This is a genomic window from Mycobacterium shunyiense (assembly GCF_058270075.1).
Map to the genome: position 1 here is coordinate 637,012 of NZ_JBZDPU010000040.1, position 23,945 is coordinate 660,956.

At 64.7% G+C, this 23,945-nt stretch carries 28 protein-coding genes; 16 read left to right on the forward strand and 12 right to left on the reverse strand.

Going from position 1 to position 23,945, the window contains the following annotated elements; all coding sequences use genetic code 11:
• Positions 1-47: 47 nt before the first annotated feature.
• A complete protein-coding gene (locus AC4ELH_RS33630; RefSeq protein ID WP_498889194.1) occupies positions 48-983 on the reverse strand; it encodes a hypothetical protein in 936 nt (311 codons plus the stop codon).
• On the reverse strand, positions 934-1,773 hold the full coding sequence (locus AC4ELH_RS33635; protein ID WP_498889196.1) for a hypothetical protein: 840 nt from the start codon (positions 1,771-1,773) through the stop codon (positions 934-936). The genes AC4ELH_RS33630 and AC4ELH_RS33635 overlap by 50 nt, the downstream gene beginning before the upstream one ends.
• Positions 1,774-2,157: 384 nt before the next feature.
• Here AC4ELH_RS33635 and AC4ELH_RS33640 point away from each other — a divergent pair, with 384 nt between their 5' ends.
• The 3 genes from AC4ELH_RS33640 (at position 2,158) to AC4ELH_RS33650 (ending at position 5,010) form a co-directional block, all read left to right on the forward strand.
• Positions 2,158-2,496, forward strand: coding sequence for a hypothetical protein (locus AC4ELH_RS33640; protein WP_498889198.1), 339 nt, complete (start codon positions 2,158-2,160; stop codon positions 2,494-2,496).
• A gap of 635 nt (positions 2,497-3,131) precedes the next feature.
• Positions 3,132-4,385 (forward strand): cytochrome P450, encoded by a 1,254-nt coding sequence (locus AC4ELH_RS33645; protein ID WP_498889200.1) that lies wholly within the window; start codon positions 3,132-3,134, stop codon positions 4,383-4,385.
• Entirely contained in the window at positions 4,378-5,010 is a 633-nt protein-coding gene (locus AC4ELH_RS33650) for a TetR/AcrR family transcriptional regulator (protein ID WP_498889202.1), read from the forward strand. Before AC4ELH_RS33645 ends, AC4ELH_RS33650 begins: the two co-directional genes overlap by 8 nt.
• On the opposite strand, the gene AC4ELH_RS33655 is transcribed toward AC4ELH_RS33650, so the two are convergent.
• From AC4ELH_RS33655 to AC4ELH_RS33665, 3 genes are read right to left on the reverse strand one after another with little or no spacing between them, the layout of a single operon-like run.
• Entirely contained in the window at positions 5,007-6,452 is a 1,446-nt protein-coding gene (locus AC4ELH_RS33655) for a cytochrome P450 (RefSeq protein WP_498889204.1), read from the reverse strand. The genes AC4ELH_RS33650 and AC4ELH_RS33655 overlap by 4 nt on opposite strands.
• A complete protein-coding gene (locus tag AC4ELH_RS33660; RefSeq protein WP_498889206.1) occupies positions 6,449-7,258 on the reverse strand; it encodes an SDR family NAD(P)-dependent oxidoreductase in 810 nt (269 codons plus the stop codon). The genes AC4ELH_RS33655 and AC4ELH_RS33660 overlap by 4 nt, the downstream gene beginning before the upstream one ends.
• A complete protein-coding gene (locus AC4ELH_RS33665; RefSeq protein ID WP_498889208.1) occupies positions 7,255-7,935 on the reverse strand; it encodes a hypothetical protein in 681 nt (226 codons plus the stop codon). The genes AC4ELH_RS33660 and AC4ELH_RS33665 overlap by 4 nt, the downstream gene beginning before the upstream one ends.
• 72 nt (positions 7,936-8,007) lie before the next feature.
• Here AC4ELH_RS33665 and AC4ELH_RS33670 point away from each other — a divergent pair, with 72 nt between their 5' ends.
• The gene (locus AC4ELH_RS33670; RefSeq protein ID WP_498889210.1) at positions 8,008-8,667 is read left to right on the forward strand and encodes a TetR/AcrR family transcriptional regulator; all 660 of its coding nucleotides are present in this window, start codon (positions 8,008-8,010) and stop codon (positions 8,665-8,667) included.
• A 327-nt stretch (positions 8,668-8,994) separates the two neighbouring features.
• On the opposite strand, the gene AC4ELH_RS33675 is transcribed toward AC4ELH_RS33670, so the two are convergent.
• Positions 8,995-9,936 (reverse strand): SDR family oxidoreductase, encoded by a 942-nt coding sequence (locus AC4ELH_RS33675; protein WP_498889212.1) that lies wholly within the window; start codon positions 9,934-9,936, stop codon positions 8,995-8,997.
• Positions 9,937-10,023: 87 nt separating this feature from the next.
• Between AC4ELH_RS33675 and AC4ELH_RS33680 the strand changes: the two genes are divergently transcribed.
• Together AC4ELH_RS33680 and AC4ELH_RS33685 are read left to right on the forward strand one after the other, a co-directional pair.
• Positions 10,024-10,860 (forward strand): helix-turn-helix transcriptional regulator, encoded by an 837-nt coding sequence (locus AC4ELH_RS33680; protein WP_498889214.1) that lies wholly within the window; start codon positions 10,024-10,026, stop codon positions 10,858-10,860.
• A gap of 48 nt (positions 10,861-10,908) precedes the next feature.
• Entirely contained in the window at positions 10,909-11,523 is a 615-nt protein-coding gene (locus AC4ELH_RS33685) for a TetR/AcrR family transcriptional regulator (RefSeq protein WP_498889216.1), read from the forward strand.
• A gap of 2 nt (positions 11,524-11,525) precedes the next feature.
• Here AC4ELH_RS33685 and AC4ELH_RS33690 read toward each other — a convergent pair whose 3' ends face one another.
• Positions 11,526-12,326: an enoyl-CoA hydratase/isomerase family protein gene (locus AC4ELH_RS33690; protein WP_064881236.1), complete on the reverse strand. Its 801-nt coding sequence runs from the start codon at positions 12,324-12,326 to the stop codon at positions 11,526-11,528.
• A 179-nt stretch (positions 12,327-12,505) separates the two neighbouring features.
• Here AC4ELH_RS33690 and AC4ELH_RS33695 point away from each other — a divergent pair, with 179 nt between their 5' ends.
• The 3 genes from AC4ELH_RS33695 to AC4ELH_RS33705 all read left to right on the forward strand — a co-directional run bounded on the left by AC4ELH_RS33695 (position 12,506) and on the right by AC4ELH_RS33705 (position 14,209).
• Positions 12,506-13,243, forward strand: a complete 738-nt coding sequence (locus AC4ELH_RS33695) for an SDR family NAD(P)-dependent oxidoreductase (RefSeq protein WP_498889218.1) — start codon at positions 12,506-12,508, stop codon at positions 13,241-13,243.
• 139 nt (positions 13,244-13,382) lie between these two features.
• Positions 13,383-13,658, forward strand: coding sequence for a hypothetical protein (locus tag AC4ELH_RS33700; protein WP_064881240.1), 276 nt, complete (start codon positions 13,383-13,385; stop codon positions 13,656-13,658).
• On the forward strand, positions 13,655-14,209 hold the full coding sequence (locus AC4ELH_RS33705) for a hypothetical protein (RefSeq protein WP_055117017.1): 555 nt from the start codon (positions 13,655-13,657) through the stop codon (positions 14,207-14,209). The genes AC4ELH_RS33700 and AC4ELH_RS33705 overlap by 4 nt, the downstream gene beginning before the upstream one ends.
• Before the next feature lie 15 nt (positions 14,210-14,224).
• Here AC4ELH_RS33705 and AC4ELH_RS33710 read toward each other — a convergent pair whose 3' ends face one another.
• Positions 14,225-15,682: an aldehyde dehydrogenase family protein gene (locus AC4ELH_RS33710; protein WP_448442016.1), complete on the reverse strand. Its 1,458-nt coding sequence runs from the start codon at positions 15,680-15,682 to the stop codon at positions 14,225-14,227.
• 149 nt (positions 15,683-15,831) lie between these two features.
• On the opposite strand from AC4ELH_RS33710, the gene AC4ELH_RS33715 reads away from it, so the two are divergent.
• Genes AC4ELH_RS33715 through AC4ELH_RS33730 form a run of 4 tightly spaced genes read left to right on the forward strand, consistent with a single transcriptional unit; the run spans position 15,832 to position 18,919 of the window.
• The gene (locus AC4ELH_RS33715; protein ID WP_064881244.1) at positions 15,832-16,239 is read left to right on the forward strand and encodes a TOBE domain-containing protein; all 408 of its coding nucleotides are present in this window, start codon (positions 15,832-15,834) and stop codon (positions 16,237-16,239) included.
• The gene (gene modA, locus AC4ELH_RS33720) at positions 16,236-17,024 is read left to right on the forward strand and encodes a molybdate ABC transporter substrate-binding protein (RefSeq protein ID WP_448442018.1); all 789 of its coding nucleotides are present in this window, start codon (positions 16,236-16,238) and stop codon (positions 17,022-17,024) included. Before AC4ELH_RS33715 ends, modA begins: the two co-directional genes overlap by 4 nt.
• A 33-nt stretch (positions 17,025-17,057) precedes the next feature.
• A complete protein-coding gene (gene pat / locus AC4ELH_RS33725) occupies positions 17,058-18,059 on the forward strand; it encodes an acetyltransferase Pat (RefSeq protein ID WP_064881248.1) in 1,002 nt (333 codons plus the stop codon).
• 8 nt (positions 18,060-18,067) lie between these two features.
• Positions 18,068-18,919 carry a shikimate 5-dehydrogenase gene (locus AC4ELH_RS33730; RefSeq protein ID WP_498889536.1) on the forward strand — a complete coding sequence of 284 codons (852 nt, stop codon included), beginning with the start codon at positions 18,068-18,070 and terminating at the stop codon, positions 18,917-18,919.
• Here AC4ELH_RS33730 and lpqN read toward each other — a convergent pair.
• On the reverse strand, positions 18,909-19,616 hold the full coding sequence (gene lpqN / locus AC4ELH_RS33735; protein ID WP_064881252.1) for an envelope biogenesis lipoprotein LpqN: 708 nt from the start codon (positions 19,614-19,616) through the stop codon (positions 18,909-18,911). The two genes, AC4ELH_RS33730 and lpqN, sit on opposite strands and share 11 nt — an antisense overlap.
• Before the next feature lie 148 nt (positions 19,617-19,764).
• On the reverse strand, positions 19,765-20,016 hold the full coding sequence (locus AC4ELH_RS33740; RefSeq protein WP_498889223.1) for a hypothetical protein: 252 nt from the start codon (positions 20,014-20,016) through the stop codon (positions 19,765-19,767).
• A 171-nt stretch (positions 20,017-20,187) separates the two neighbouring features.
• Between AC4ELH_RS33740 and AC4ELH_RS33745 the strand changes: the two genes are divergently transcribed.
• Together AC4ELH_RS33745 and AC4ELH_RS33750 are read left to right on the forward strand one after the other, a co-directional pair.
• A complete protein-coding gene (locus AC4ELH_RS33745; RefSeq protein WP_498889225.1) occupies positions 20,188-20,889 on the forward strand; it encodes a DUF5642 family protein in 702 nt (233 codons plus the stop codon).
• Between the two features lie 47 nt (positions 20,890-20,936).
• Positions 20,937-21,611, forward strand: coding sequence for a DUF5642 family protein (locus AC4ELH_RS33750; RefSeq protein WP_498889227.1), 675 nt, complete (start codon positions 20,937-20,939; stop codon positions 21,609-21,611).
• Positions 21,612-21,620: 9 nt separating this feature from the next.
• On the opposite strand, the gene AC4ELH_RS33755 is transcribed toward AC4ELH_RS33750, so the two are convergent.
• A complete protein-coding gene (locus AC4ELH_RS33755) occupies positions 21,621-22,217 on the reverse strand; it encodes an alpha-ketoglutarate-dependent dioxygenase AlkB (RefSeq protein WP_064887076.1) in 597 nt (198 codons plus the stop codon).
• A gap of 34 nt (positions 22,218-22,251) precedes the next feature.
• Positions 22,252-22,683, reverse strand: a complete 432-nt coding sequence (soxR, locus tag AC4ELH_RS33760) for a redox-sensitive transcriptional activator SoxR (protein ID WP_055116999.1) — start codon at positions 22,681-22,683, stop codon at positions 22,252-22,254.
• A gap of 33 nt (positions 22,684-22,716) precedes the next feature.
• On the opposite strand from soxR, the gene arcA reads away from it, so the two are divergent.
• A complete protein-coding gene (gene arcA / locus AC4ELH_RS33765; RefSeq protein ID WP_055116997.1) occupies positions 22,717-23,922 on the forward strand; it encodes an arginine deiminase in 1,206 nt (401 codons plus the stop codon).
• Positions 23,923-23,945 lie beyond the last annotated feature (23 nt).

The window sequence follows — 23,945 nt, forward strand, 5'->3', positions numbered from 1 at the left end:
TCGGCACAACTTGTGCCGACTATTTTCGAGATTCGATGCCCACCCGTTTAGGAGAACTCTGCGCCCTGTACCCAGTAGGATTCGAACTCGCCGTTCAGGCGTTCTGCATGTTCACTCTTGGATATCTCAGAGTGGTTGCCGGACAAGACCGTACCGACATCGGGTACGTTCCGGGCGGTGTCCTCACCAATCACCCAACGATCGTGGGTGGACCTGACTAGCGACGAGTCGATAAACCGCCACTCAAACGATACTCCCTTGCCCTGCAGCTCTTGTTGCAGCGCTTGGTACTTCTTGCGTGTCTTACTGCTGGAGTTGCCTTCGAGCTGAAGTGACAGGACACGAATATCTGAGACTCTGTTTCCGTCCGCAGCGTCAGCAATTATCTCCAAGCCGCCCGGTTGAAAGTGTTTATCAATCCAATAAATATGACCTACACATTCGCGGAGAACCCGCGTAAGCCAAAGTGCGTTCGAGAACGGCGTGTCCTGGCTGATGAAAACACTGGCAGGGACAACCCCTTCGCTGATTGGTGGGTCCAGGACCTCAAGCTGGCCGCGCTTGTACGAAATCACGCCGAATAGATCGAGAACGGTAAGGAGGCTGCCGAGTTTTCGATCAGTCAGACCTTCGCCGTAGTGTTGAGCGCGCAAGGCGGACTCGGCGTTGCGCTTACCGACGTTCGGTACACCAAAGAGTGCCTGGCAGATCACCAACACTTCGGTGTTCTGCAATAGTGCTCCGTGCATCACATCATGGGCAGCGGTCGCGTTGGGTGCGACAAATACGGCATTAAATAGATCCTTACCCCGGGCGGTAAGTTCGCCGTCGTCGTCGACAAGATCAAGACTCTGTAGAAAGCCATCACCGAGGTCGACGCCGCCGCGGTGTTCACCGAGCTGGCGGATGTCGATCTCATACTTGTCCCAGGTCTTAGTCGGTAGTGCCATCGCTGCTACTACCGTCGTCGTCAGCTTCGTCAACGCCCAACAACTTCACCAGGTCTTCTACGGCCGTCACAACCTTGCCAATCTCGGCGTACGTGGAGGCAGCCAGCGCCCTGTCAGAGCTGATGGAGAAGCTAACTTCGCCGTTCTTGACGAGCCACGTCTGATCGATCACAGGAGTACCAACACGGCGTTTCGTCTTGCCGGGGTCTGGATTCTTGGCCGGCTCCTCGACACCAATATCTTGTGCCTGCTCCTCGGGCTCATCCGAAGGTGCCGTCGTAGCAATTGCGAGAACTTTGACTTTGTCCGTCCCGACTCGCTCAGCGAGACCAACTGCGGCCGCGCTTTCTACGAACGATTTTGTGAACTTATCTTTCGATCCGATCGAGACGCCGTGACTCGTCACTGCCTTGTTCCCGAGTTGCGCGATGCTCAGTTCGCTGCCCTTGGCGAGATCGTCGTAGATCGTCATGAACAACTTCGAGCCACGGAAGGCGTCCAGCATGGCTGCCTGAGCTTTCTCTGGCGACTCGGGGTGCGCGATCTGCAAAGCACGGTCCGTCAATGCGATGGCTTCCGTTCCTTGCGCAACGATCAGCCCCCACTCCCGGAGAGCGGCTGCCTTCTGCTTCCACGGTCCGCTGTTGGCGGTCTGGTGTCCCGCGTAGGCCGCGAGTGCTGATGCGGTGTGCTGCTTACCGTATGCCCCGGCGTCCCGGATGATTTTCGCTGCTTCAGGCAGGGAAAGTACGGGGAATCCCTTGCCCCTGTTCGAGGCCTTCGCAGCCTCCGTTGGTTTGTTCGTCTCGGCTGGTTCTGCCATGTCTTACCTCCTATTCTTTGCTGGTTCTACGTCGAGTATAGCATGAACTATTATTTCTTGAACAGTACTAGCTGTACTCTCGTACTAGCGTAAGCGCTACGGATCTCGAACGGGTAAGGAGGGTTGCGTGGGCCTACAGATTGAGGCTTGCCTTTTTCTCTCGTAATCGCCCTCATTGCAAGGGAAATCATCAAACCGACTGTGGTTTGAGACACTGTCTCGTTAGCGCATACTGCGAGTACTATGCCTCGAATTACACATTTGTATTACTCTGCCCGACGAGAACAACTGTGTGAGATCTGGACGTCTCACGAATGGGAGTTCTCGTTGCTCACACCACAAGAACAGTGGGACCTCCACAAGTACTACGTCATAAACCAAGACATGACCGACGCCGAGCTGCGGCTACATCGGCGCATCGTTGGTCAGGTCGATCCGTCGCTACCGCAGCGCGCTGGCCGGGCATATGCCAAGTTGCAGCGAGGAGACTGGTCGCAGGCAGGGTCCGTCACTGTGACGAAGAAACGCGTGATCACGGTTCGATCTGTCGTGAAGCCAAAGCCAGGTCCAAAGCAGTATGCGCGGGCACTCATTCAACTGGCTGCGCAACAACAAGGTTTAACCGAACCCCGGACGGGGCCGGAGCTGGACGCCCTGCTGGCGAAGTTTGGCAGCGATGGCGGTGTGGGAGACACCAAAGTGAGTAGCAAGCCACGCCAGTGATTTGCCGCTGACATAAAGCTCGGCGGCTTCCCTCGCATGCTCGTCGGTCAGGCCTTGGCGGCGGATGGTGATGCCCTGCTCGCGGAGGACGGTAGCGACGCGGGTTTTGGAGATGCCGTAACGCGTGCCAATCTGCTGGGTGGTCTCGCCTGCTTCGTACCGCGTCGCAATGTCGGCGATGTCTTGGGCGGTCAGGACACGTTTGGAGCGGCGTTCTGGGCCGCGTCTCGACAGTGGCGCTGGTCGAGGTGATGACTCGGCAATCCGTTCTCGCAGGTCACACCACTTTCTTGACAGGTGAGCAAGGTTCGAGTTTCTTCCTATTGCCTCCACTCTCAAATGGCAGGTCAGGCAACTGATCTGCCATTTCTGGTTTGTGGGCGGCCCACAGTAACGCCTCCGCGTCCGTCCCCGTCGCCCTTTGAAGATCAATCCGACCTTCACCCGTGCTGCGGCGCACTAAGCGGACATAATTCAGAAGATCGTATGGTCATCGCATGGTCTAGGTATTTGATGGACTGCCTGTACAGGGATAATGCTCCAGATTGTTGACGCTCAGATGCTGTTGGTCATACGGTTGTGGCAAATATGTCGGTTAGGGCCCGATATGGGCCTCGCGGAAGGTGGGAACGTCGATGAACGTCAACAGCGTGGCTCCCAACGTCTTCGACGCGGGGCTGCCGACCCTCAGTTACAGCCTCACCGCCACTCCGCACGACATCCTCGAAGATGTCCGAGCGGCGCAGGCACGCGCGCCTATCGCCATCGGGCCCCTCGGTCCGGAAATCCTGTCCTACGAACTGGCTCGCGACATACTGCGTGACAACAGGTTCCGCCTCCCGCCCGGTATCACTCTGGCGGTCCAGGGCATCACATCTGGTCCCTTGTTCGACAAGATGGTGGGCAGCCTCCTGGGCCTGGACGGTGCACCACATGTGCGGTTGCGCAAGCTGGTTTCCAAGGCGTTCACTCCCCGCGCGACATCACGCCTTCAAGACACGATCCACGACGTGGTGAACGGGCTGATCGATCGAGTGGTCGACGCCGGGCAGTGCGACGTCGTGACCGACATCGCGCGTCCCTATCCCACCCCGATCATGTGCGCGCTGATCGGTGCGCCTCGCGCGGACTGGCATTTGTTCGCGGACTGGACCGAGGAGGTCTTCAAAGCCCTCAACTTTCAGCCGGACGCCAATTTCGACGAGTCCACGATCATGCGTGCATGGTGCGAACTCGACGACTACGTCGACGGCATGGTTGCCGCCCGCCGGGACAATCTGACCGACGATCTGCTGTCCGAGCTGATTCGCGCCGAAAGTGACGGCGACCGGCTGAATCTCGACGAACTCCGCATGCTGGTGGCCGGGTTCCTGATGGCGGGAACGGACACAACGCGAAACCAGCTGGCGGCATCGGTTCAGGTGCTCTGCGAGCATCCGGACCAATGGGCGAAGCTGCGCGACCATCCGGAACTTGCGATGCAGGCGGTCGAGGAGAGCATGCGCCACTCGCCAGCGGCCTGTATCGTGCCGCGAGCCGCCGTCGAGGATGTCGAGTTCGGTGGCTATCTGTTCCCGGCGGGCACCTTCGTACTCGCGAACACCTTTGCCGCCAATCGAGATCCGGCCATCTATGACGATGCTGACCGCTTCGACATCGCGCGCAACGACGTTCCCGCAATTCTGACGTTCGGCGGTGGCGCGCACTATTGCCTGGGGGCGAACCTCGCGCGCCGGGAACTGGCGGAAGCACTCACAGTCCTCACCCGCCGCCTCACCACCCCCCATCGTGTCGGGCCGGCTCCGTGGAAATCGGTGCTCGGAATGACCGGTCCCACAACTCTTCCGATTGAATTCACCAGCGACAGGCTGGTGGCGGCGAATGCGTAGTCGTGGCTGGGCGGGTTCGACGCCCTCATCGGACGAGGAAGCTATCTCGCGCATCCTGACTGCGGTAGATCAGGAGATTGCCGAGCATGGAGCCGGGATACGTCTCGCCGACGTCGCCCGCCGACTCGGTGTCACTCGCCAGACGGTGTACCGCTACTTTCCCAACGCCGACGCGCTGCTCATCGCCAGTGCAATGCGTGCGGTCAACGGATTCATCGACCAGGTCGCGGATCAGGTCAGCGGCGTCGGCGACCCGGTCATCGCAGTGGTCGAAAGCGTGTCATTTGGAATCGAGACCCTCGCCGGCGATCCGCAGCTGGAGAATCTACTGACCCGTCGAGAGGGCGGCGAACCCGTCACCTCGCTGACTTCCGACACGGCAATCACCTTCTGCTTGTCCGTCTTTCACCGACTCGATGTCGATTGGAGACTTCACGGCTTCGACGAGACCGCCCTGCGCGAACTTGCCGAGATGACTCTGCGCACAGTGCAATCCATGCTGACAGATCCCGGTCAGGTGCCGCGCGGGGGAGTTGCATTACGCCGCTTCGTTGCTCGCTGGCTGGGCCCGGCAATCCTCTATCCACGATGGATGTCGCTGCCGGTCTACGCACACGAGCGTTAGCGCCGCACCCGCGCCCGCAGGTTGATCGGCAGGTCATCGGCCGGCATCGGCCCGGTACCCCAGGTCAGCTGGGGCCGGTAATCGTCAGGCACGTTCCACTCGAACCGGCGCAGCATCTGATGCATGGTGGTCTTGACGGTCATGTCGGCGAACTGCTGGCCGATGCACTTGTGTGCTCCGCCGCCGAACGGCGCGAACACGTAGCGGCTCACCGCGGCACGAGATGCGGCGTTGTCCACGAACCGCTCCGGGTTGAAGGTGTCCGGATCGGGCCACCAGTCGGAAAGACGCATGGAGGCATAGACATTGATGGCCACCTGGGTTTTGCGTGGGACGAAGTGGCCGAGGATCTCGGTATCGCGAACCGTTTGGCGGAAGAGTGCGCCGGCCGGCGCGTACATCCGCAGGATCTCCTTGAAGGCGGCGTCGAGCAGGGGATAGGCATCGAGGTCGAGAACGGTCGGGGTATCGTTCGGGTGAGCGAGCGCCTCTTCGCGAAGCGCGTCCTGCCACTGCCGGTTTCGGCCCAGTTCATAGGTCAGCATGGACAGCGCGATGGCGGTGGTGTCGTGTGCGGCCATCAGCAGGAAGATCATGTGGTTCACGATGTCGGCCTGGGTGAACCGGGCGCCGTCCTCGTCCTCGCTGCGGCACAACATCGAGAACAGATCGGTGCCGTCGCCGCGCTGGCGGTCGGGAACCTGTTCAGCGAAGTAGCGCTCGAGCCGCTCCCTGGCCCGCAACCCCCGGGCCCACACACCGCCGGGCACGTCCGCCCGCACCAGTGCCTGCCCGCCGCGGACCGTGTCGTGGAAGTCGGCTGACAGTTGGTCGGACTCGGGGCCGAGGTGAGTGCCGACGAACACCTCGGCGGCCTGCTCGAGCAGCAGATGCTTGATGGACGGGTAGAACGGGAGGTTTTGTGTCGACGGCCAATTCCGCAATGTGCGATCGATACTGGGCCGCATCAGTTCCAGGTAGCCGTCCAGCGCGCTGCGGGTGAAGGCCTGCTGCATGATGCGGCGGTGATCGCGGTGTTCGTCGAAGTCGAGCAACATGATTCCGCGGTGGAAGAACGGTCCGATGACCGGCGCCCAGCCGCGGGTGCTGGAGAACACCTTGTCCCGGTTGATCCATGCGGTTTCCAAGGCGTCAGGGCCCATGAGGCCGACGACGCGAAAGCCGACGCCGCCGGCCCACGACACCGGTCCGTAGCGCTCGTACCGATCCCGGGCGAAGGACAGCGGGTCGGCCAGGGAACTCAACACGTGGCCGAGGAACGGGAAACCGTAGTTGCCCATGACCGGCTTGAGATTCGATCCCGGTGGCGGTGTGGCGAGTGGGCGGTCACCGCTCGGAAATCTGGAGGTGACGGCAGCGCCGAAGGCTTGGACGCGGTGCTTATTCACCGGGGAGGTGAGACAGGCAGCCAAGATCGTCATCGGTTGATTCGGTTCAGGTAGTCGCGGCGACGGTCCGCATCGAAATGCCCGGGTGGCTCGTTTCGGGTGGCAAGTCGTTTGAACAGTTGCATCACCGGCTCCGGCGTGGCCTCCTCCAGCAACCCGAACGGCGACAACCATTTCGGGACGGTGACTTCGCGTCCGGGGCTTCGTGCGCTGTCGGCGATGACGGTTCCGATCTGCTCGGGTTGGCGGGTGGGAAGAAGATCAAGTGTGACTCCTGCTGTCAGGTCGGTGTGGACTGCCGTAGGCATGACCGTAGTGACGGTGACGTCGGTGTGGGCGATTTCGGCGCGGACGGCCCGCGACAATGCCGCCACCGCATACTTGGTCGCGCAGTAGACCGACATTCCAGGAGTCGTCACCTTGGCCGCCATCGACGCGACATTCACGATGTGGCCGTGATCGCGCTCGAGCATGCCTGGAAGGAATTCGTGCATGCCGTTGACGACGCCGGTCAGATTGACCGCGATCTCACGGTGGTAGGCGAGCAGGTTCTGTTCGACGAACGGACCCATGTGCTGGATGCCGGCGTTGTTCACCAACATCGCCACCGGTCCGTCAGCGCGGGCAGCGCTGTGAAACGCCGCCACACTCGCAGCGTCCGTGACGTCGAGATGTGCGGCGTTGGCCCCGATCTCATGTGCGGTGCGGGTGGCTGCATCGGCGTCGACGTCACCTATCCACACCCTCGCGCCCCGCTCGACCAGAGCCACCGCGGTGGCTCGACCGATGCCGCGGGCGCCCCCGGTGATGCATACGACGGCTCCGGCGAGATCGATCACCGGCCGGCGCTTTCGTCGCTGAACTCACGCAATGCGAAGTATGCGATGAGCCGGACTTCCCCGCTGTGCATTCTGAGCAGGGCGCGCCCGAGATAGAGGCCGGGCAGCAGTTCCACGATTTCGTCGCGGGTCCGCTTGATCGGGAACGTGCGAACGCTCGGGTTTCGAAACTCGGCCGGGCTGTAGTCCAGCGCGCGCACTTTGATGTAAGGCGGTATGGCCGCAGTGTCGATTTTGTGAGTGAATTCGAATCCCACCATCTCGGATCCGGCCCGGCGGAGTCCGCGATACAGGGGTGCTATCACCCGCATCGCGTACTTGGACAATGGGGCGAGGCGGTTGAAGCCGGTGGCGGTGTCGAACGTCTTTCCGCGCCAGGTCGGTTCGATCTTCAGTAGCGGATTGGCCAGATACGCCTCGGGGATGCCGAACAGGTTGCCGACGATCAGCCCTTCCAGCGCGCCGTGTGGCCCTTCGGGGGCCTGCCCGCGTTCGAAGAGTGCGGCGAGTTGGTCACGCCGTCCGGTCTTTCCGAGGTCCTCCAGGTAGTCCCAGCCCTGGCGGGATGCCAGGACGGGTGAGGTCAGCGATAGCTCGCGCAAGTCGTTCAATACCGACCCCTTGATGGCGTCCGGTGTGCGGTTGGCGTCGTGCGCTGTTGTGTCTGCGGTGGCCATGAGCGCCTCTCTCGAGCATCTGGTACAGAATCGTGCCTAATATCTGGTACCGAACCGTGCCAGAATGTGGAGGTGGTGTCAACGACCGATCGCGCCTACGGAGGCCAATCAGCTGAAGTCCGCCGCCGGCAACGGCGCGAGCGCCTGCTGGATGCGGCGATCGATGTGATGGCGCGTAATGAATGGCGGGGCGTAACGGTCGAGAAGATCTGTGCCGCAGCCAGTCTCAACAAGCGGTACTTCTACGAGAGCTTCACCGATATCGACGGCTTGTCGGCCGCGGTCGTCGATGACATCGCCGACGAGGTACGCAGCGCCACCGTGGCAGCAGCGGATGCGGCCGCGCAGCAGCCACTGGAGGTCCAGGCCCTGGCGAGTGTGGCTGCTGCGGTGCGGGCACTCGTGGACGACCCGCGTCGCGCGCGTGTCCTACTCGGGGGTGTCGCGGCGTCGCTCGAGCTCGATGCGCACCGCACGACGGTCATGCACCGGCTGACCGACGTACTGATAGATCACGGACGCACCGTGCACGGGGTCGAGTTGGAAGCCGATCCGCTGGCGCAGGTTGCACCGGCGTTCATCGTCGGCGGGACTGCCGATGCCATCCTGGCGTTCGTCAACGGCGACGTGCATCTGACCCTCGACGATTTCATCGCGCAACTCGCCACGCTGTGGCTGGTCACCGGCAACGGGGCGGCGCAGGTGGCACGTGGCCGGATTTCGCCGACCTAGTGCCAGGTGTCACCTCTGCGGCCCTGTGACGAAAGTGCAGCTTTTCGGGCAGGATTCGCGACTTTCGTGTCGACAACCTACACGTTCGTCACAGGGCCGCCGATCACGTGACGTGTTTGTCGAACGACTCGATCGGAACCTCGGGATGCACACCGAAGTAGTTGGTAGCGTGACCGCACACCGGCACGGCGTCAAGCGGTTCGGTCACGCTCACCTACAACGTCTTCGAAGTCACCGCCGCACCGGGACTGCCACTCGTGGGATACACCGCCGCACCGAATTCGCCGTCCGCGCAAGCGATGAGCATCATGGCGAGTTGGAGCGTGCCTAGTCCGACGCAAAAGACACACCCGTGAGCTCCTGGGACACCGTCCACAGCCGGGCGGAGTTCGCGCTGTCGCGCAGAGGCTTCCAGAGTTTCTGCGCTCCGGGAGGACCGCCGACGTGCCCCGGCCACTGGGGCCCGTAGAACGCGCCGTCCTTCGCCTGGGCTGACGCCGCGGCCAGCAGCGCAGGCAGCTTCGCGCTCTCCACGGTGCCCACGATGAGACCTCGCGCAGAGAGCCCGCGGATCAGCTGCACCCCCAAGGTGTCCTTGGCGCGCCCGACTTCCGGGCGTGCCGCCAGCAGGCTGGTCGGCGCGATACCGGGATGAGCGATATTGCTGGTGATCCCCCAACCCGCGGCGGCGCTGCGACGGCTGAGCTCAAGCCCGAACAGCCCGACCGCGATCTTGGACTGCCGGTAGGCCGCCATGCCGTCATAGGAATGATCCCAGTTCAAGTCATCCCAGTTGATGGCGCCGCTGCGGGCGGCGACGCTGGTCTGTGACGTCACCCGGGCGCGCCCGGCTCTGAGTAGTGGCAAGAGCTGGGCGGTGAGCGCGAAGTGACCCAGATGGTTGGTGCCGAACTGCAATTCGAATCCGTCGGAGGTCGTCTGCCGGTCAGGCGGCGTCATCACGCCGGCGTTGTTGACGAGCACGTGGATGGGAGTGCCTTCCGCGCACAGTTTCTGGCCGAGCTCGGCCACCGAGGCCAAGGAGGACAGGTCGAGGTCCTCCAGCGACAGCTTCGCCTGCGGATGCTGTTCGCGGATGGCGGCGACGGCGGTCTCGCCCTTGCGGGTGTTCCGGACCGGCATGATCACCTCGGCGCCTGCAGCGGCGAGTTGTGCTGCGATGCCGAGGCCGATGCCGTCGCTCGCGCCGGTCACCACGGCTCGCTTACCGGACAGGTCGTCGAGTGTGATGTCGTATTCGATTGGCATGTGTTCGAGAGTGCCCACCGGACTCCGCCGTATCCACGGTCTGACGATCCGTGGTTAAGCGGCCGGGTCCGGGAGAAAATGACAGCCATGATCGATCGTGCCGCACTGGCGGAATTCCTCGTCGGCCGGCGTGGGGCGTTGCAGCCGGAGGACGTCGGACTCCCGCGTGGACTACGCCGCCGTACCCAGGGGTTGCGTCGGGAGGAAGTCGCCGCGCTGTGTCACATGTCGACGGACTACTACTCGCGCCTGGAACAGGAACGCGGCCCACAGCCCTCGGAGCAGATGATCGCCTCGATAGCGCAAGGGCTGCACCTGTCCCTTGACGAGCGCGACCACCTCTTCCGTCTGGCCGGACATCAACCGCCGGTCCGTGGGGCGAGCAGCGATCACATCAGCCCGGGGATGCTGCGGATCTTCGACCGGCTCACCGACACCCCGGCCGAGATCGTCACCGAGCTGGGGGAGACGCTAAGGCAGACGCCGCTCGGTGTGGCCCTCGTCGGCGACCTGTGCCGACACACAGGTCCCTCCCGCAGTATCGGGTACCGGTGGTTCACCGATCCGTACGTGCGTGACATCTACCCGCGCGAAGATCATGAGTTCTACTCGCGGATGTATGTCTCCGGCCTTCGAGGAGTGCTTGCGCTGCGTGGGCCGGGGTCCACGGCCGCACGTTTCGCCGAGCTGCTGACCGCGCAGAGCGAGGAGTTCCGGGTTCTCTGGGATCGACACGAGGTCGGCATCAGACCGCGAGAAGTCAAGCGCTATCAGCATCCTGACGTCGGCAGCCTTGAGCTCAATTGCCAGATCCTGCTGGACCCCGATCAGTGCCACTCACTCCTGGTCTACACCGCAGCACCGGGCAGCGAGAGCTACGAGAAGCTGCAGTTGCTCTCGGTGATCGCCGCCCCGCCGGCATAGTTCGTCCACTCAGTCGAGTAGTCGACCCACCCTGGTTAGGATGGGCGAGTGGAGCATCAGCCCGCAGGTTCCAGTCGCGTGGAACGTCGTCGTGACCGGCGCAAGGCTGAGATCGTCAAGACTGCCACCCGAATCCTCACCGACTCCGGCTACCAGGGCATGAGTTTGGAAGATGTCGCCGAGCAGACCGACATCGCCAAGGCCACGCTCTACCACTACTTTTCGTCCAAGGATGCGCTGGTGGCCGCCGCGCTGGAGACCCTGACCCAGGAAGTGCTGCAGCGGTTGGCCGCGCGCGAAGAGGCGCTCGGAGAGGTAGGTGCCCGCGAACACCTGGCGGCCGTGATCGATGAACAGATCCGCATCCTCACCGAGACCGCGCCCGAGGTGGCCGCGGTGTTCTCCTGGCCGCGAGGGTGGCCGCAGGTCTTCGATGAGCCGATGAAAGACATGCGGCGCCGCCACGACGCGGTGTTCCGCCGGGTGGTGGAACGCGGTGTCGCCGACGGTGAATTCACTTGTCCCGAAGTCAATGTCGCGTTGCAGTGCCTGCACGGCGTCCTGAATCAATCCTCGGTGTGGATCGGACCCGGACTGCACGACGACGATCGCGGTGAACTGCGTGCCGCGATCGTCGACCGTGCTCTGTGCCTGTTCTACTGACGTCAGGACTGCGCCGACGGGAACTGTGGCGCGCGCTTCTCGCGCAACGCGGTGTAGCCCTCCACCACGTCCGGACCGAGGAAAGTCAGCATCTCGTAGGCCGCGGACTGGTCGAAGATCGGGCCGGCGTTGCGCAGCCAGTTGTTGAGTGCCCGCTTGGTCAGCCGGATCGCCTGTTGGGCGCCGGTGGCCAGATTGTCGGCGATCCGCAGCGCCTCGTCCAGAACCTCCTCGCGTGGAAGGGCTTTGGCGACCATCCCGATTCGCTCGGCCTCGACGCCGCCGATCATCTCGCCGGTCATCAGGTAGTACTTGGCCTTCGCGGTCCCGGCCAGGAGCGGCCAGATGATGGCGGCATGGTCGCCCGCGGCCACGCCGAGTTTGACGTGTCCGTCGCCGATTCGGGCGTCCTCGGCGATGATCGCGACGTCGGCGAGCAGGGCCGCCACCGCGCCGGCGCCGACGGCGACACCGTTGATCGCGGACACGATCGGTTTGTCGCAGTTGATCATGTTGTAGACGAGGTCGCTCATCTCGGACAGCATGTGTGACACCCGGTCGTAGTCACCGGCCATCCGCTCGACCATGGCCAGATCGCCGCCTGCGCTGAAGGCCTTGCCTGCGCCGGTGATCACCGCGACCCGGGTCTGTGGATCGGCGGCCACGTCTTTCCAGATGTTGGCCAGCTCGGTGTGCATGCCCTCGTCGGCCGCGTTGTACTTCTCCGGCCGGTCCAGCGTGATCAGCAGGACGCCGTTTTCTCGACGGGTCAGTGTCAGCTGTTGGTAATCAGAGAAATCCATGCGGGTAGTCCCTTCCGTCTGCACACACTGCAGCGTGCGTCATATTCAACCGAAGCTACGGTTTTTCGACCAAGTAAGTCAATTGTCGACCCGATGGTTGATTTTCTGTGTCGGTGCCCCGATAGTGGCCATAGAGTCCACATCACCGCAGATATCACCGCAGATCGAGAGGCCAGATAGTGCGATTCGACAACAAAGTCGCCGTTGTCACGGGTGCCGCCTCGGGCATCGGCCGGGCGATCGCGATAGATCTGGCGGCGGACGGCGCCACCGTCGCCGCCGTCGACCGCAACGAGGCGGGCCTGGCGCAGACCGTGCAGGCGTGTGCCGGCGCCACCGCCCACGTGGTCGATCTGGCGGATCCGGCGGCGGTGAGCACACTGCGCGACGAGGTGTCGGCGGCGCACGGACTGCCGGGTGTCATCGTCAATGCCGCGGGCTTCGACCGCGTCGAGCCGTTCATGTCCAACGACGATGCGCTCTGGCAGTCGTTGGTCGCGGTGAACTTCCTCGGACCGGTCCGCCTCACCCACGCGTTCCTCGAACCGATCCTCGCCAAGGGAGAAACGGCAAAGATCGTCAACATTGCCAGCGATGCAGGGCGGGTGGGCAGTCTGGGGGAGACCGTCTACGCCGGCACCAAGGGTGGGGTCATCGCATTCACCAAGTCACTGGCGCGTGAGATGGCGCGCCACCAGATCAACGTCAACTGTGTTTGCCCTGGACCGACCGACACCCCGCTGTTCGATTCGCTTCCCGACAAGGTCCGGGACGGACTGATCAAGGCCATCCCGTTCCGTCGGCTCGCCGAACCCGAGGAGGTCGCCAAGGCGGTGGCCTTCTTCGCTTCTGACGATGCCAGCTTCATCACTGGCCAAGTCCTTAGTGTCAGTGGAGGCTTGACGATGGCCGGTTGATGACCAACGGGTGACCGGCACACGCCGAACCCGCTCTTGGTCGACGCCCATTCGCAATGGCATACTTGCTCAGCCCCTGGGCTCAACCCAGCCGATTCGGTTAGCCTCGGGGAGCAGATTGGCCAGTTGGGGGATTGCTATGGCAAACGATCTGAGAGTGGACCCGGGGGCGCTGAGGGCGGGGGCCACTAGCAGCGAGATGATCGCTGCCGAATTGAGGCTGACTCCTGCCCGTCCGGATGCCGGGGGCTACCCCAGCAGTACCGGTGTCGTCGCGATGGACGGGGCGGTGAGCACAGCGCGGACCTCCCAGTCGAGTCGCGTGAGTGCGCAGGCCGGGGACCTGTCTGCGGCCGCGCAGCGGTACGACGCGGTCGATGAGCAACACGCCGGGGGTCTGGCGGAGTTGATGTGAATGATCCGTCCGGCACCGGTCCTACTGGTGGAGACCTGACTCGTTCTCAGCTGGAAGCTTGGGACACAACGTATCTGGCGGAAGCTGCGGCCCGCTGGCGTCAATCGGCCGCCGAGTCGGAAGCGCTGTTCGAGTGGCACCGGCAGAACGTGCACGCCCCCGGTGGTGCCGAGTGGTCCGGCGACGCCAGTGAAGCCGCGGGGGAGCGGGTCAGCGCGGACACCGTCGTGGTCCGCAGGCAGGGCGACATTCAGCGGGAGGCCTCCGAGATCGCCGAGAACGGCTGCCGGGACATCCGCCTGGCAGTGGGGCAGGTGCTCGACGCCATCACCGCGGCCGAGGACGACGGTTTCCAGGTATCGGAGGATCTGAAGGTGCGCGACACTCGGCGCATCGACGTGGCCACCATGGCGACGCGGTACACCGCATCGCGAGAGCACGCCGAGGACATCCGGTGGTACTGCGAGCGGCTCATGCAGGCCGAGATCTATCTGGGGCAGCGGCTCGAGGGCAAGGCCCTCGAGCTCGCCGCCGTCCGGTTCTCGGTGTAACCGAACGCTCGTCCGCTACAGCTGCGCCCAGATCGACTTGGTCTTGAGGTAGCCGTCGATGCCCTCGTAGCCGAACTCCTTGCCGACTCCGGACTGCTTGAAACCGCCGAACGGCACGTTGTGGTCGAACGTCAGCTGACAGTTCAACCCCACCATGCCGGCCTGCAGGCGCCTGCCCACGCTGTGTGCACGGGCCAGGTTGGTGGTCCATACGGTGGCGGCCAGGCCGTAGTCGGTGTCGTTGGCCATCGCGATGGCTTCGTCGTCATCGTCGAACGGAAGGATCGTGACGACCGGTCCGAAGATCTCTTCCTTGTACAGTCGGCTGGTGGCCGGGTCGACATTGGTTAGCACCGTGGGTTTGACGAAGTAACCCTTGCGGTCGAGTCGGTAACCGCCGGAAACGATCTCGACACCGTCACGCTTGCCCTGGTCGATGTAGCCCAGCACCCGGTCGAGCTGCTTCTGGCTGACCAGCGGGCTGATCATGGCGCCCTCATCCTTGGGGCCGCCCAGGACGAGGTTCTCGCCGATCATCGAGATGCCTTGAACAACACGCTCATACACGCTGCGCTGCACGAAGATTCGTGATCCGCACACGCAGCCCTGCCCGGAATGCACGAAGATGCCCATCGAGGCCATCATGATCGCCATGTCGAGGTCGGCGTCCTCGTAGATCAGCACCGGTGATTTTCCGCCCAGCTCCAGGGTGACCTTCTTCAAGTTGTCCGCCGAGTCCCGCATGATCTGCTTGCCGACCTCGGTGGAGCCGGTGAAGGCGACCTTCTCGACATCGGGGTGCGCGGTGATCGCGGCGCCCGCGGTGGCGCCGTAACCGATCACGAAGTTGGCCACCCCGTCGGGGACGCCGGCCTCGCCGATGAGCCGCTCCAGCAAGACGGCCGACAACGGGGTCTCCTCGGCCGGCTTGACGACACTGGAGCAGCCGGCGGCGAGAGCCGGGGCGATCTTGGCGCAGGCATTGAACAGCGGGCCGTTCCACGGATAGATCAGGCCCACCACGCCGTACGGCTCCTTGGTGGTGTACGCGTGCAGGTTCGAGTAATTGCTGTTGACGCCACCCTCCATCTGCACCTGGTAGCTGCTGCCGTTGAGCTTGGTGCACCAGCCCGCGTAGTAGCGGAAGAACTCGGCGCAGGTGGAGACGATCATCTCGGCCTGCATCGGCGGCATGCCGGCGTCCAGCGATTCCAGCTCGGCGAATTCCTTGGCGTGCTCGTCGATGAGATCGCCCAGCTGCCACAGCACCTTGGCGCGCTGGCGGGCCGGAATGTCGGTCCAAACCCCGGATTGGTAGGCCGATTTCGCAGCGGCGACGGCCTCGTTGACCGCTTCCGGCCCGCAGTCCCGGAACTCGGTGATCTGCTCCTCGGTCGCCGGATCGATGACCGGAATCGTCTCGCCGGTACCCGGTCGGTCGCGGAGGTCGTCCAGAACTGTCTGCAGCGCCATGTGGTTCCCCTTCGTCAGCTGTCGTGAATGCTGAGCACGTGCTTAGCATTTGAGGATGTGTCGGTCAAGACCCGCACCTGCGGGCCCAATGGCGCGATTGCGTGGTATTTGCGGTTGTTGGAGGCTCGAGGTGTCGATACGCTGACGCGATGCCAGAGATCCGGGTCCGTGAGGCCGCCGAACTGCTCGGGGTCAGCGACGACACGGTGCGTCGCTGGATCGACGACGGATCCCTGCCTTCCCACCTCGACGGCTCCGGCCGCAAGGTGATCGACGGGGCGGCTTTGGCGGCGTTCGCGCGGGCCAACGCCGCTGCGGCGCCAAAGGATCCGCTCGGCATAGGCAGCTCGGCACGCAACCGCTTCACCGGGCTGGTCACCAATGTCATCGCCGACGAGGTGATGGCCCAGGTCGAGATGCAGTGTGGACCGTTCACCGTGGTGTCGCTGATGAGCAGCCAGTCGGTGCGTGAACTCGAGTTGGCCCCCGGCAGTGTCGCCGTCGCCGTGGTCAAGGCCACGACCGTGATCGTGGAAACCCCGAAAGGAAAGTCATGACCGGAACCCGGATGTTCGCCCTGGCACTTACCGGGGTGGCAGCAATGGCCCTGATCGGTGGCTGCAGTTCGGCCACGCAATCGGCCCCGGCTCCCCCCTCCGGCGCCGGCGGCGGTTCGATCACCGTGTTCGCCGCCGCGTCGCTGAAATCCGCGTTCACCGAGATCGGCGAGCAGTTCAAAACCGACAACCCGGGGAGCTCCGTGGAGTTCTCGTTCGCCGGATCCTCGGACCTGGTCACCCAGCTCACCCAGGGTGCCGACGCCGACGTGTTCGCCTCGGCCGACACCCGGAACATGGACAAGGCGGTGAGCGCGGACCTCGTCGAGGGAGGCCCGGTCAACTTCGCGACCAATACTCTCACCATCGCCGTCGCTCCGGGAAACCCCAAGGGCATCAAGACTTTCGCCGACCTGGCCAAGCCGGATACCAGCGTCGTGGTGTGCGCACCGCCCGTGCCGTGCGGCGGTGCCACCGAAAAGGTTGAGAAGGCCACCGGCGTCACGCTGTCCCCGGTGAGTGAGGAGACCTCGGTCACCGACGTGCTCGGCAAGGTGACCAGCGGGCAGGCCGACGCCGGCCTGGTCTATGTCACCGACGCCGCCGGAGCCGGGGACAAGGTGAGCAGCATCGCATTCCCCGAGGCCGCCCAGGCGGTCAACACCTATCCGATCGCCGCGCTCAAGCAGTCCAAGCACGCTGACCTGGCACACCGCTTCGTCGACCTGGTCACGGGTGAGGCCGGTCAAAAGGCTCTCGCCAAGGCCGGATTCGCCAAGCCCTGACTGAGCCTGCGGTGGCGTCGTAGCCTTGGGGGCGTGGCCGATCTGAGCGAGATCAGTGCTGACGACCTGGCGGCGCTGGAATTCTTCGCCGGATGCCGGCCGTCCGTCCTGGCACCGCTGACCGCCCTGCTGCGGCCGTTGTCGGCCGCGCCGGGCCAGGTGCTGATCCGGCAGGGGGATCCGGCGCTGACGTTCATGCTGATCGCCTCCGGGCGGTCCCGGGTGGTCCATGACGGGCCCGACGGTCAGGCCGTCGTCGCCGATCTGGAGCCCGGTCTGATCATCGGCGAGATCGCGCTACTGCGCGATGCGTCGCGCACCGCCACCGTGACGGCACTCGAACCGGTCACGGGCTGGGTGGGTGACCGCGACGCGTTCGAAGTCATCCTGCACCTACCCGGCATGTTCGACCGCATGGTGCGCATCGCGCGCCAACGGTTGGCCGCGTTCATCACACCGATCCCGGTACAGATGCGCACCGGCGACTGGTTCTATCTGCGGCCGGTACTGCCCGGCGACGTCGAACGCACCCTGAACGGGCCGGTCGAGTTCTCCAGTGAGACCCTCTACCGGCGTTTCCAGTCCGTGCGCAAGCCGACCAAGGCGCTGCTGGAGTACCTCTTCGAGGTCGACTACGCCGACCATTTCGTCTGGGTGATGACCGAGGGTGCGTTGGGTCCTGTCGTCGCAGACGCCCGCGTGGTCCGCGAAGGGCACGATGCGACGACGGCCGAGGTGGCGTTCACCGTCGGCGACGACTATCAGGGCCGCGGCATCGGCACGTTTCTGATGGATGCCCTGGTGGTTTCCGCCGATTACCTTGGGATAAAACGTTTTACCGCCCGGGTGTTGAGCGACAACTACGCGATGCGACGCATCCTGGACCGGCTCGGCGCGGTATGGGAGCGTGAGGATCTCGGGGTGGTGCTCACCGACGTGGCGGTGCCCGCTGTCGACACGATCGGCCTGGAACCTGAACTGGCGGCCAAGATCCGGGATGCGACCCGACAGGTGATCCGGGCGGTGAGTCAGTGAGTGAGGCGCTGCCGGCGCGTAGCCGCAGGCCACCATTGAATAAAGACACGCGCGTGTGCATCTCGCTGGCGGCCCGGCCCAGCAACATCGGCACCCGGTTCCACAACTATCTCTACGACCAACTCGGACTGGACTACCTCTACAAGGCTTTCACCACAACCGATATCGCCGCGGCGATTGGTGGCGTGCGGGCCTTGGGCATTCGAGGTTGTTCGGTGTCGATGCCGTTCAAGAAGGACGTCATCGACCTTGTCGACGAGGTCGAACCGTCGGCGCGGGCCATCGATGCGGTCAACACGATCGTCAACGACCTGTCGGTGCCCGGGGGCCGTCTCGTCGCCTCCAACACCGACTACCTGGCGGTGCAGGAACTCGTCGAGCGGTTGAACCCGGATGACGCGGTGTTGATCCGGGGCAGTGGCGGCATGGCCAAGGCGGTTGGTGCGGCCTTGCGGGACAAAGGTTTTCGGAACGGGACGGTGGTCGCGCGCAATCCCGAAACGGGGCGCGCACTGGCCGACGCGCTGGGCTACGGCTACGCGCCCGAGGTGGGCACCCTGACGGCACCCATCCTGGTCAACGTCACCCCGATCGGGATGGCAGACGGACCCGACGAACACCGTAGTGCGTTCGAACCGGCCACCATCGCGGCGGCGGGCGCAGTCGTCGACGTCGTGGCGATGCCTGCCGAGACGCCGTTGATCACCGCGGCCCGGGCGGCCGGCGTGCCGGTCATCACCGGCGCCGAAGTGATCGCGCTCCAGGCCGCCGAACAATTCGAGCGGTACACGGGAGTGCGGCCGACGCGTGAGCAGATGGCTGCGGCGTCGGCCTTCTCCCGGCAGGTGACTACGGCGTGATGACCGTCTGCTCGTCGATCGCCGAGGTGGCGTCCATCAACGGACCCATCTGATCCTCGGTGCCATCGGCATTGAACTGCAGGACGAACAGCCCGTCGGATCCAGGAATCACCACCGTCTTCTGAGCGATCAGGCGGGTGGCGCCGTCCTTCACGTAGGTGGCACCGATCTGGTACGAATCGAATCCGCTCAGTTGGCCCGCGGACCCGTCGCCCTGGTTCTCGTAACCCGGCAGGTTCCTGATCTCGTTCGGTGCGTACTCCAGGATCTTGGCCGGGTCGACGTCGCCGGTCAGCTTGGACATCAGCGCGATGATGGACGGCGGATCTGCTTCGAACGCCGGATCGGTGGATACGATTGCGGCCCAGGCCCATTCGGGAGCCGACGAGGTTGCATCCGTCCAGCCTTCGGGAATCGGAAGCTCCAACGTGGGTGTGCCCGGATCACCTTGGTGGACCGGGGTTTCGGTGATGTTGTTGTCGCGGATGTAGTCCACGATCGTGTACTGGTGCCCGGTCGGGCTGTCCTTGTCATCGGCTTTGGTCTTGGTTGGGGCGGCGCTGGATTCACTGGTCCCGGTGGCACCGGGGGCCTCGGTCGCGGTGCCCGACACTGTCTTGCTGGCGCAGCCGGCGAGTGCGACCCCGAGTGCGACAGCAGCGATGGCGATTCCACCGGCCCGCATTGAGGTGGTCATCGGTCTCCAATCGGTTGGACGCCCCGGCGAGGCGCAACTGATCTGCACGATAAACGCTTTCCTGGGCATCAGCTGGCAGAAGCCCCAGTCCTGGGCCGCCATCTTTTGCACAGTGAAATGTTCGACGGAGTGACCGGCTGGGCGGCCCTCAGCAATTTGCGGACAGATACACCGTCCGCTGCAGAATCTGCGCCGGCCGGACCGACGAGACGGTGCACCGATCGAGAGCAGCCGTACCGACCCGGTAGATGATGACGTCGAAACCCTGTCGTTCCAGTTCGTCGGCGGTGTCCTGCGCGGACCCTACCCCCGACGGCGAGGCGGGGGCCGCGGCGGGGAAACCCAGGGCCAGGGCAGACAGAGCGCTGCCGGCCAGCACAGCTCCAGTCAGTGCGTACACCTGTTCTGCCCCTCATGATCGTGGATGTCCTACAGGCGACAACTACTCGCGCGACGGTTAAATTCCGCTGTATCGCAACACTTGTCGTGTTTTCAGGCCCGAAAAACGAGTTGACAAAGGGCGCTGCGACCGTCCTCGACAGCAAACCCGGTGCTGTGGTATCAAAACGCCGTGCGCCTTTTCGCCGTCCCGACGGTTCTCCTGGTGTGCACCCTGGCCTGTGGGGTGGCATGCGGGCCGCGGCCGGCGCCGCAACCGACGTCGAGAACTTCGTCGCCTCAGACCACCGGTGCCGCCACCGTGAACCCGGCCCGCATCGACCGGGTGCGCCAAGAGCTGCCGTCCGGCTACGAAGTGGTGGCCATCGACCCACGGGCGACCCCGGTGTCGCTGTGGGGATTCGGGCCGGACTGGACCGCCGCCCCGGCGCGGTGCGCAGCGGCAGCCGCCCCTGACACCGAACCCGGCCGGGGTTGGTCGGCCTCGGGGCCCGGGGGCATCGTGTACGCGGCCGTTGCGAAAGAAAAAGCGGGGCATCCCGGCGCGGACGCGCCCGATCCCGACGCCGAAGGAACGTGCGAACAGTGGAGCGTGTCGGGCGGACATTCCACCGGTATCGTCACGCCCGTTGCTGCTCCGGGGATCGAGGGCGCGGTGACCGCGGGGATGTCCACCGCCGTCACCACCGTCGTCGAAGGCGGCACCGAAACCAGATCTCACGCCGACACTTTCACCGCCGATCTGCATTCCGAGGGTGCTGACTACCACGTGTTCATCACCGTCGTCACGGATCCCGGCTCGCCCAATCCTGCGCTCGATACCGCGTTCACCTCCGATCTCCTGGTGAAATCGGTTTCGGCGTTACGCGGCTGAGCCGGTCGCCCCGGCTATCTGGGCGAGCCCAGGTATGTTGTCCAGCGATGGAGAACCGCAACGTCTTACTCGCCGCCGCGGGCGTCCTTGCCTGCGCCACCGGATTGGTCGCGTGCGGTCAATCGGACCAGTCGACGTCCGCCAATGCGGACATCGCCAACATCGCCAAGGTGCGCTCCAGCTTCGGGCCGGAGTTCAAGGTCACCGACGTCGCCCCGGCCGGAATCGACCCCAAGAAGCTCGCGCCGCACAAAATGCCGCCCGGGGTCAAGATCGAACCTGCCGATTGCGCGAAGTTCGCCGAGGGACAGTCCCTGCCGGACGAGCTGAAGGGCAACGTGGCGGCCACCACGGCCGAAGGTGAGGGTAACCGGTTCATCGTGATGGCGCTGGAGACCTCGGAGCCGGTGCCGCTGAACGATCCCGGCGATGCGTGCAAGCAGGTGAAATTTCTGGGCCCCGGGATCCGCGGGCAGGTGGACGTGGTCGAGGCCCCGAAGATCGACGGGGCTCGCACGACGGGGACGCACCGCATCGTGCAGACCGCGATGGGCGGCCAGGCCCGCACCGGCGAGTTGTACAACTACGTCGCCAGTTTCGACACGTTCATGGTGATCGTCACGGCCAACCCCCTGGTGGTCCCGGACAAGCCGGTGGCACCGGTGGACGACAAGCGGGCCCGTGAGCTGCTCAGCGCCGCGGTCGCCGCGGTACGGGGCTAGCCCGGCGCTTCAACGCACGTCCTGCGGGCGGAACTGGATGCTGATGCGCGGCCCGACGAGGCTGGTGGTCTTGGGTATCGAATGCTCCCAGGTGCGTTGACACGACCCGCCCATCACCAGCAGGTCGCCGTGGCGGTGCTGTAAGCGCAGGGCGTGCCCGCCGCCGCGTGGGCGCAGTGCGAAAACCCTTGTCGCGCCGAGCCCGACGATGGCCACCATGGTGTCCTCGGTGCGGCTGCGGCCGATGGTGTCGCCGTGCCAGGCGACGCTGTCGTTGCCGTCGCGGTACAGGCACAGGCCCGCGGTGGTGAACGGTTCCCCGAGCTCGCCGCCGAAGGTGTCGTTGAGCCTGCGCCGGATCTGCTTGAGCCGGGGATGCGGCACCGGTTCGTCGATTAGATGGTGGAAGCTGACCAGGCGCGGAACCGCCACCACGCGGTCGTACATCTCGCGTTCCTCGGATCGCCAGGGAATCCCGTCCATCAACTCCTCGAACAGTGAATCGGCGTCGGGCAACCAGCCCGAGCGCAGTTCCACCCAGGCGTCGTTGCCGAGTCGACGCCGTTCAGCGTGCTCGAACAGTGAGCCTTGCAACGCCAGCTCCATGCGCGCGAGTGTATCGCACAGACGTTCGATTGCGTTAGAGGCGGGAGGCGCCCGGGCCCTGCTCGGCGAGGACGTCCCCCGGGTTGGTCAGCAGGCAGGTCTTGAGGCTCAGGCAGCCGCAGCCGATACAGCCGGTCAGGTTGTCGCGCAACCGTTGTAGATGCACGATGCGGTCATCGAGGTCCTGGCGCCAGCCGGCCGAGAGCTTGGCCCAGTCCTTGCTGGTCGGCACCCGGTCGGCGGGCAAGCCGGCCAGCGCCTCGCGGATGCGCGCCAGCGGAATGCCGAGGCGTTGGGACATCCGGATGAACGCCACGCGGCGCAGCGTCTCGCGTGCGTAGCGGCGCTGGTTCCCCGAGGTGCGGCGGCTGGCGATCAGCCCCTCGCGCTCATAGAAGTGCAGTGCCGACACCGCCACGCCGCTGCGCTGCGACATCTCGCCAGGAGTTAACTCGTGCGTCTCCATACACCTCAACCATAGTTGAGTTAACGTCATGGTGTGGAAACTGCGGCGTTCGGTTCCAATTCCGAGGTCGGCACACTGCGCGCCGTGATCCTGCACCGGCCGGGGCCGGAGTTGCAGCGGCTCACCCCGCGCAACAACGATGCCCTCCTGTTCGACGGCCTGCCGTGGGTGGCCAAGGCGCAGCGTGAGCATGACGCCTTCGCGGCAGTGCTGCGCTCGCGCGGCGTCGAGGTGTTGCTCCTGGCGGATCTGCTGACCGAAGCGCTCGACAGTGGCGCCGCCCGCATGCACGGCATCTCCGCCGCGGTCGACGCGCGGCGCCTGGGTGTGCCTCTGGCCCAGGAACTTTCGGCCTATCTACGTGGCCTGCCGCCGGCCGATCTGGCGCACATCCTGATGGCCGGAATGACCTTCAACGAGGTGCCCTTTCACGGTGCCGAACTGTCGCTGGTGCGCCTCATGCACCACGGCGGAGACTTCGTGATCGAGCCGCTGCCCAACCTGCTGTTCACCCGGGATTCGTCGTTCTGGATCGGCCCGCGGGTGGCCATCACCTCGCTCGCGCTGCCGGCCCGGGTGCGCGAAACCTCGCTGACCGATCTGATCTACGCCCACCATCCGCGTTTCCTCGGCGTCCGGCGGGCCTACGAGTCGCGCTCGGCGCCCGTCGAAGGCGGCGACGTGCTGCTGCTCGGGCCCGGTGTGGTGGCGGTCGGCGTGGGGGAGCGGACGACGCCGGCCGGCGCCGAGGCGTTGGCGCGCAGCCTGTTCGACGACGACCTCGCCCACACCGTGCTCGCGGTGCCGATTCGCCAGGAGCGCGCCCAGATGCACCTGGACACCGTGTGCACCATGGTCGATGTCGACGCGGTGGTGATGTACCCCAACATCGTGGACTCGTTGTCGGCGTTCACCATTCACCGCACCGAAGCCGGGATCCGGATCGACGACGAAGTGCCGTTCGTGCAGGCCGCCGCGGCTGCGATGAGAATCGAGCAACTGCGGGTGATCGATACGGGGCTCGACCCGGTGACGGCCGAACGCGAGCAGTGGGACGACGGCAACAACACCCTGGCTCTGGCGCCGGGTGTGGTGGTCGCCTACGAACGCAATGCCGAAACCAATGCCCGGCTGGCGGATTCGGGCATCGAGGTGTTGCCGATCGAGGCTTCGGAGCTGGGTACGGGCCGCGGCGGGCCGCGCTGTATGTCCTGCCCGGCAGCGCGGGACCTGCTCTAGCTCGACCGGCGTGGGCGTGCTCC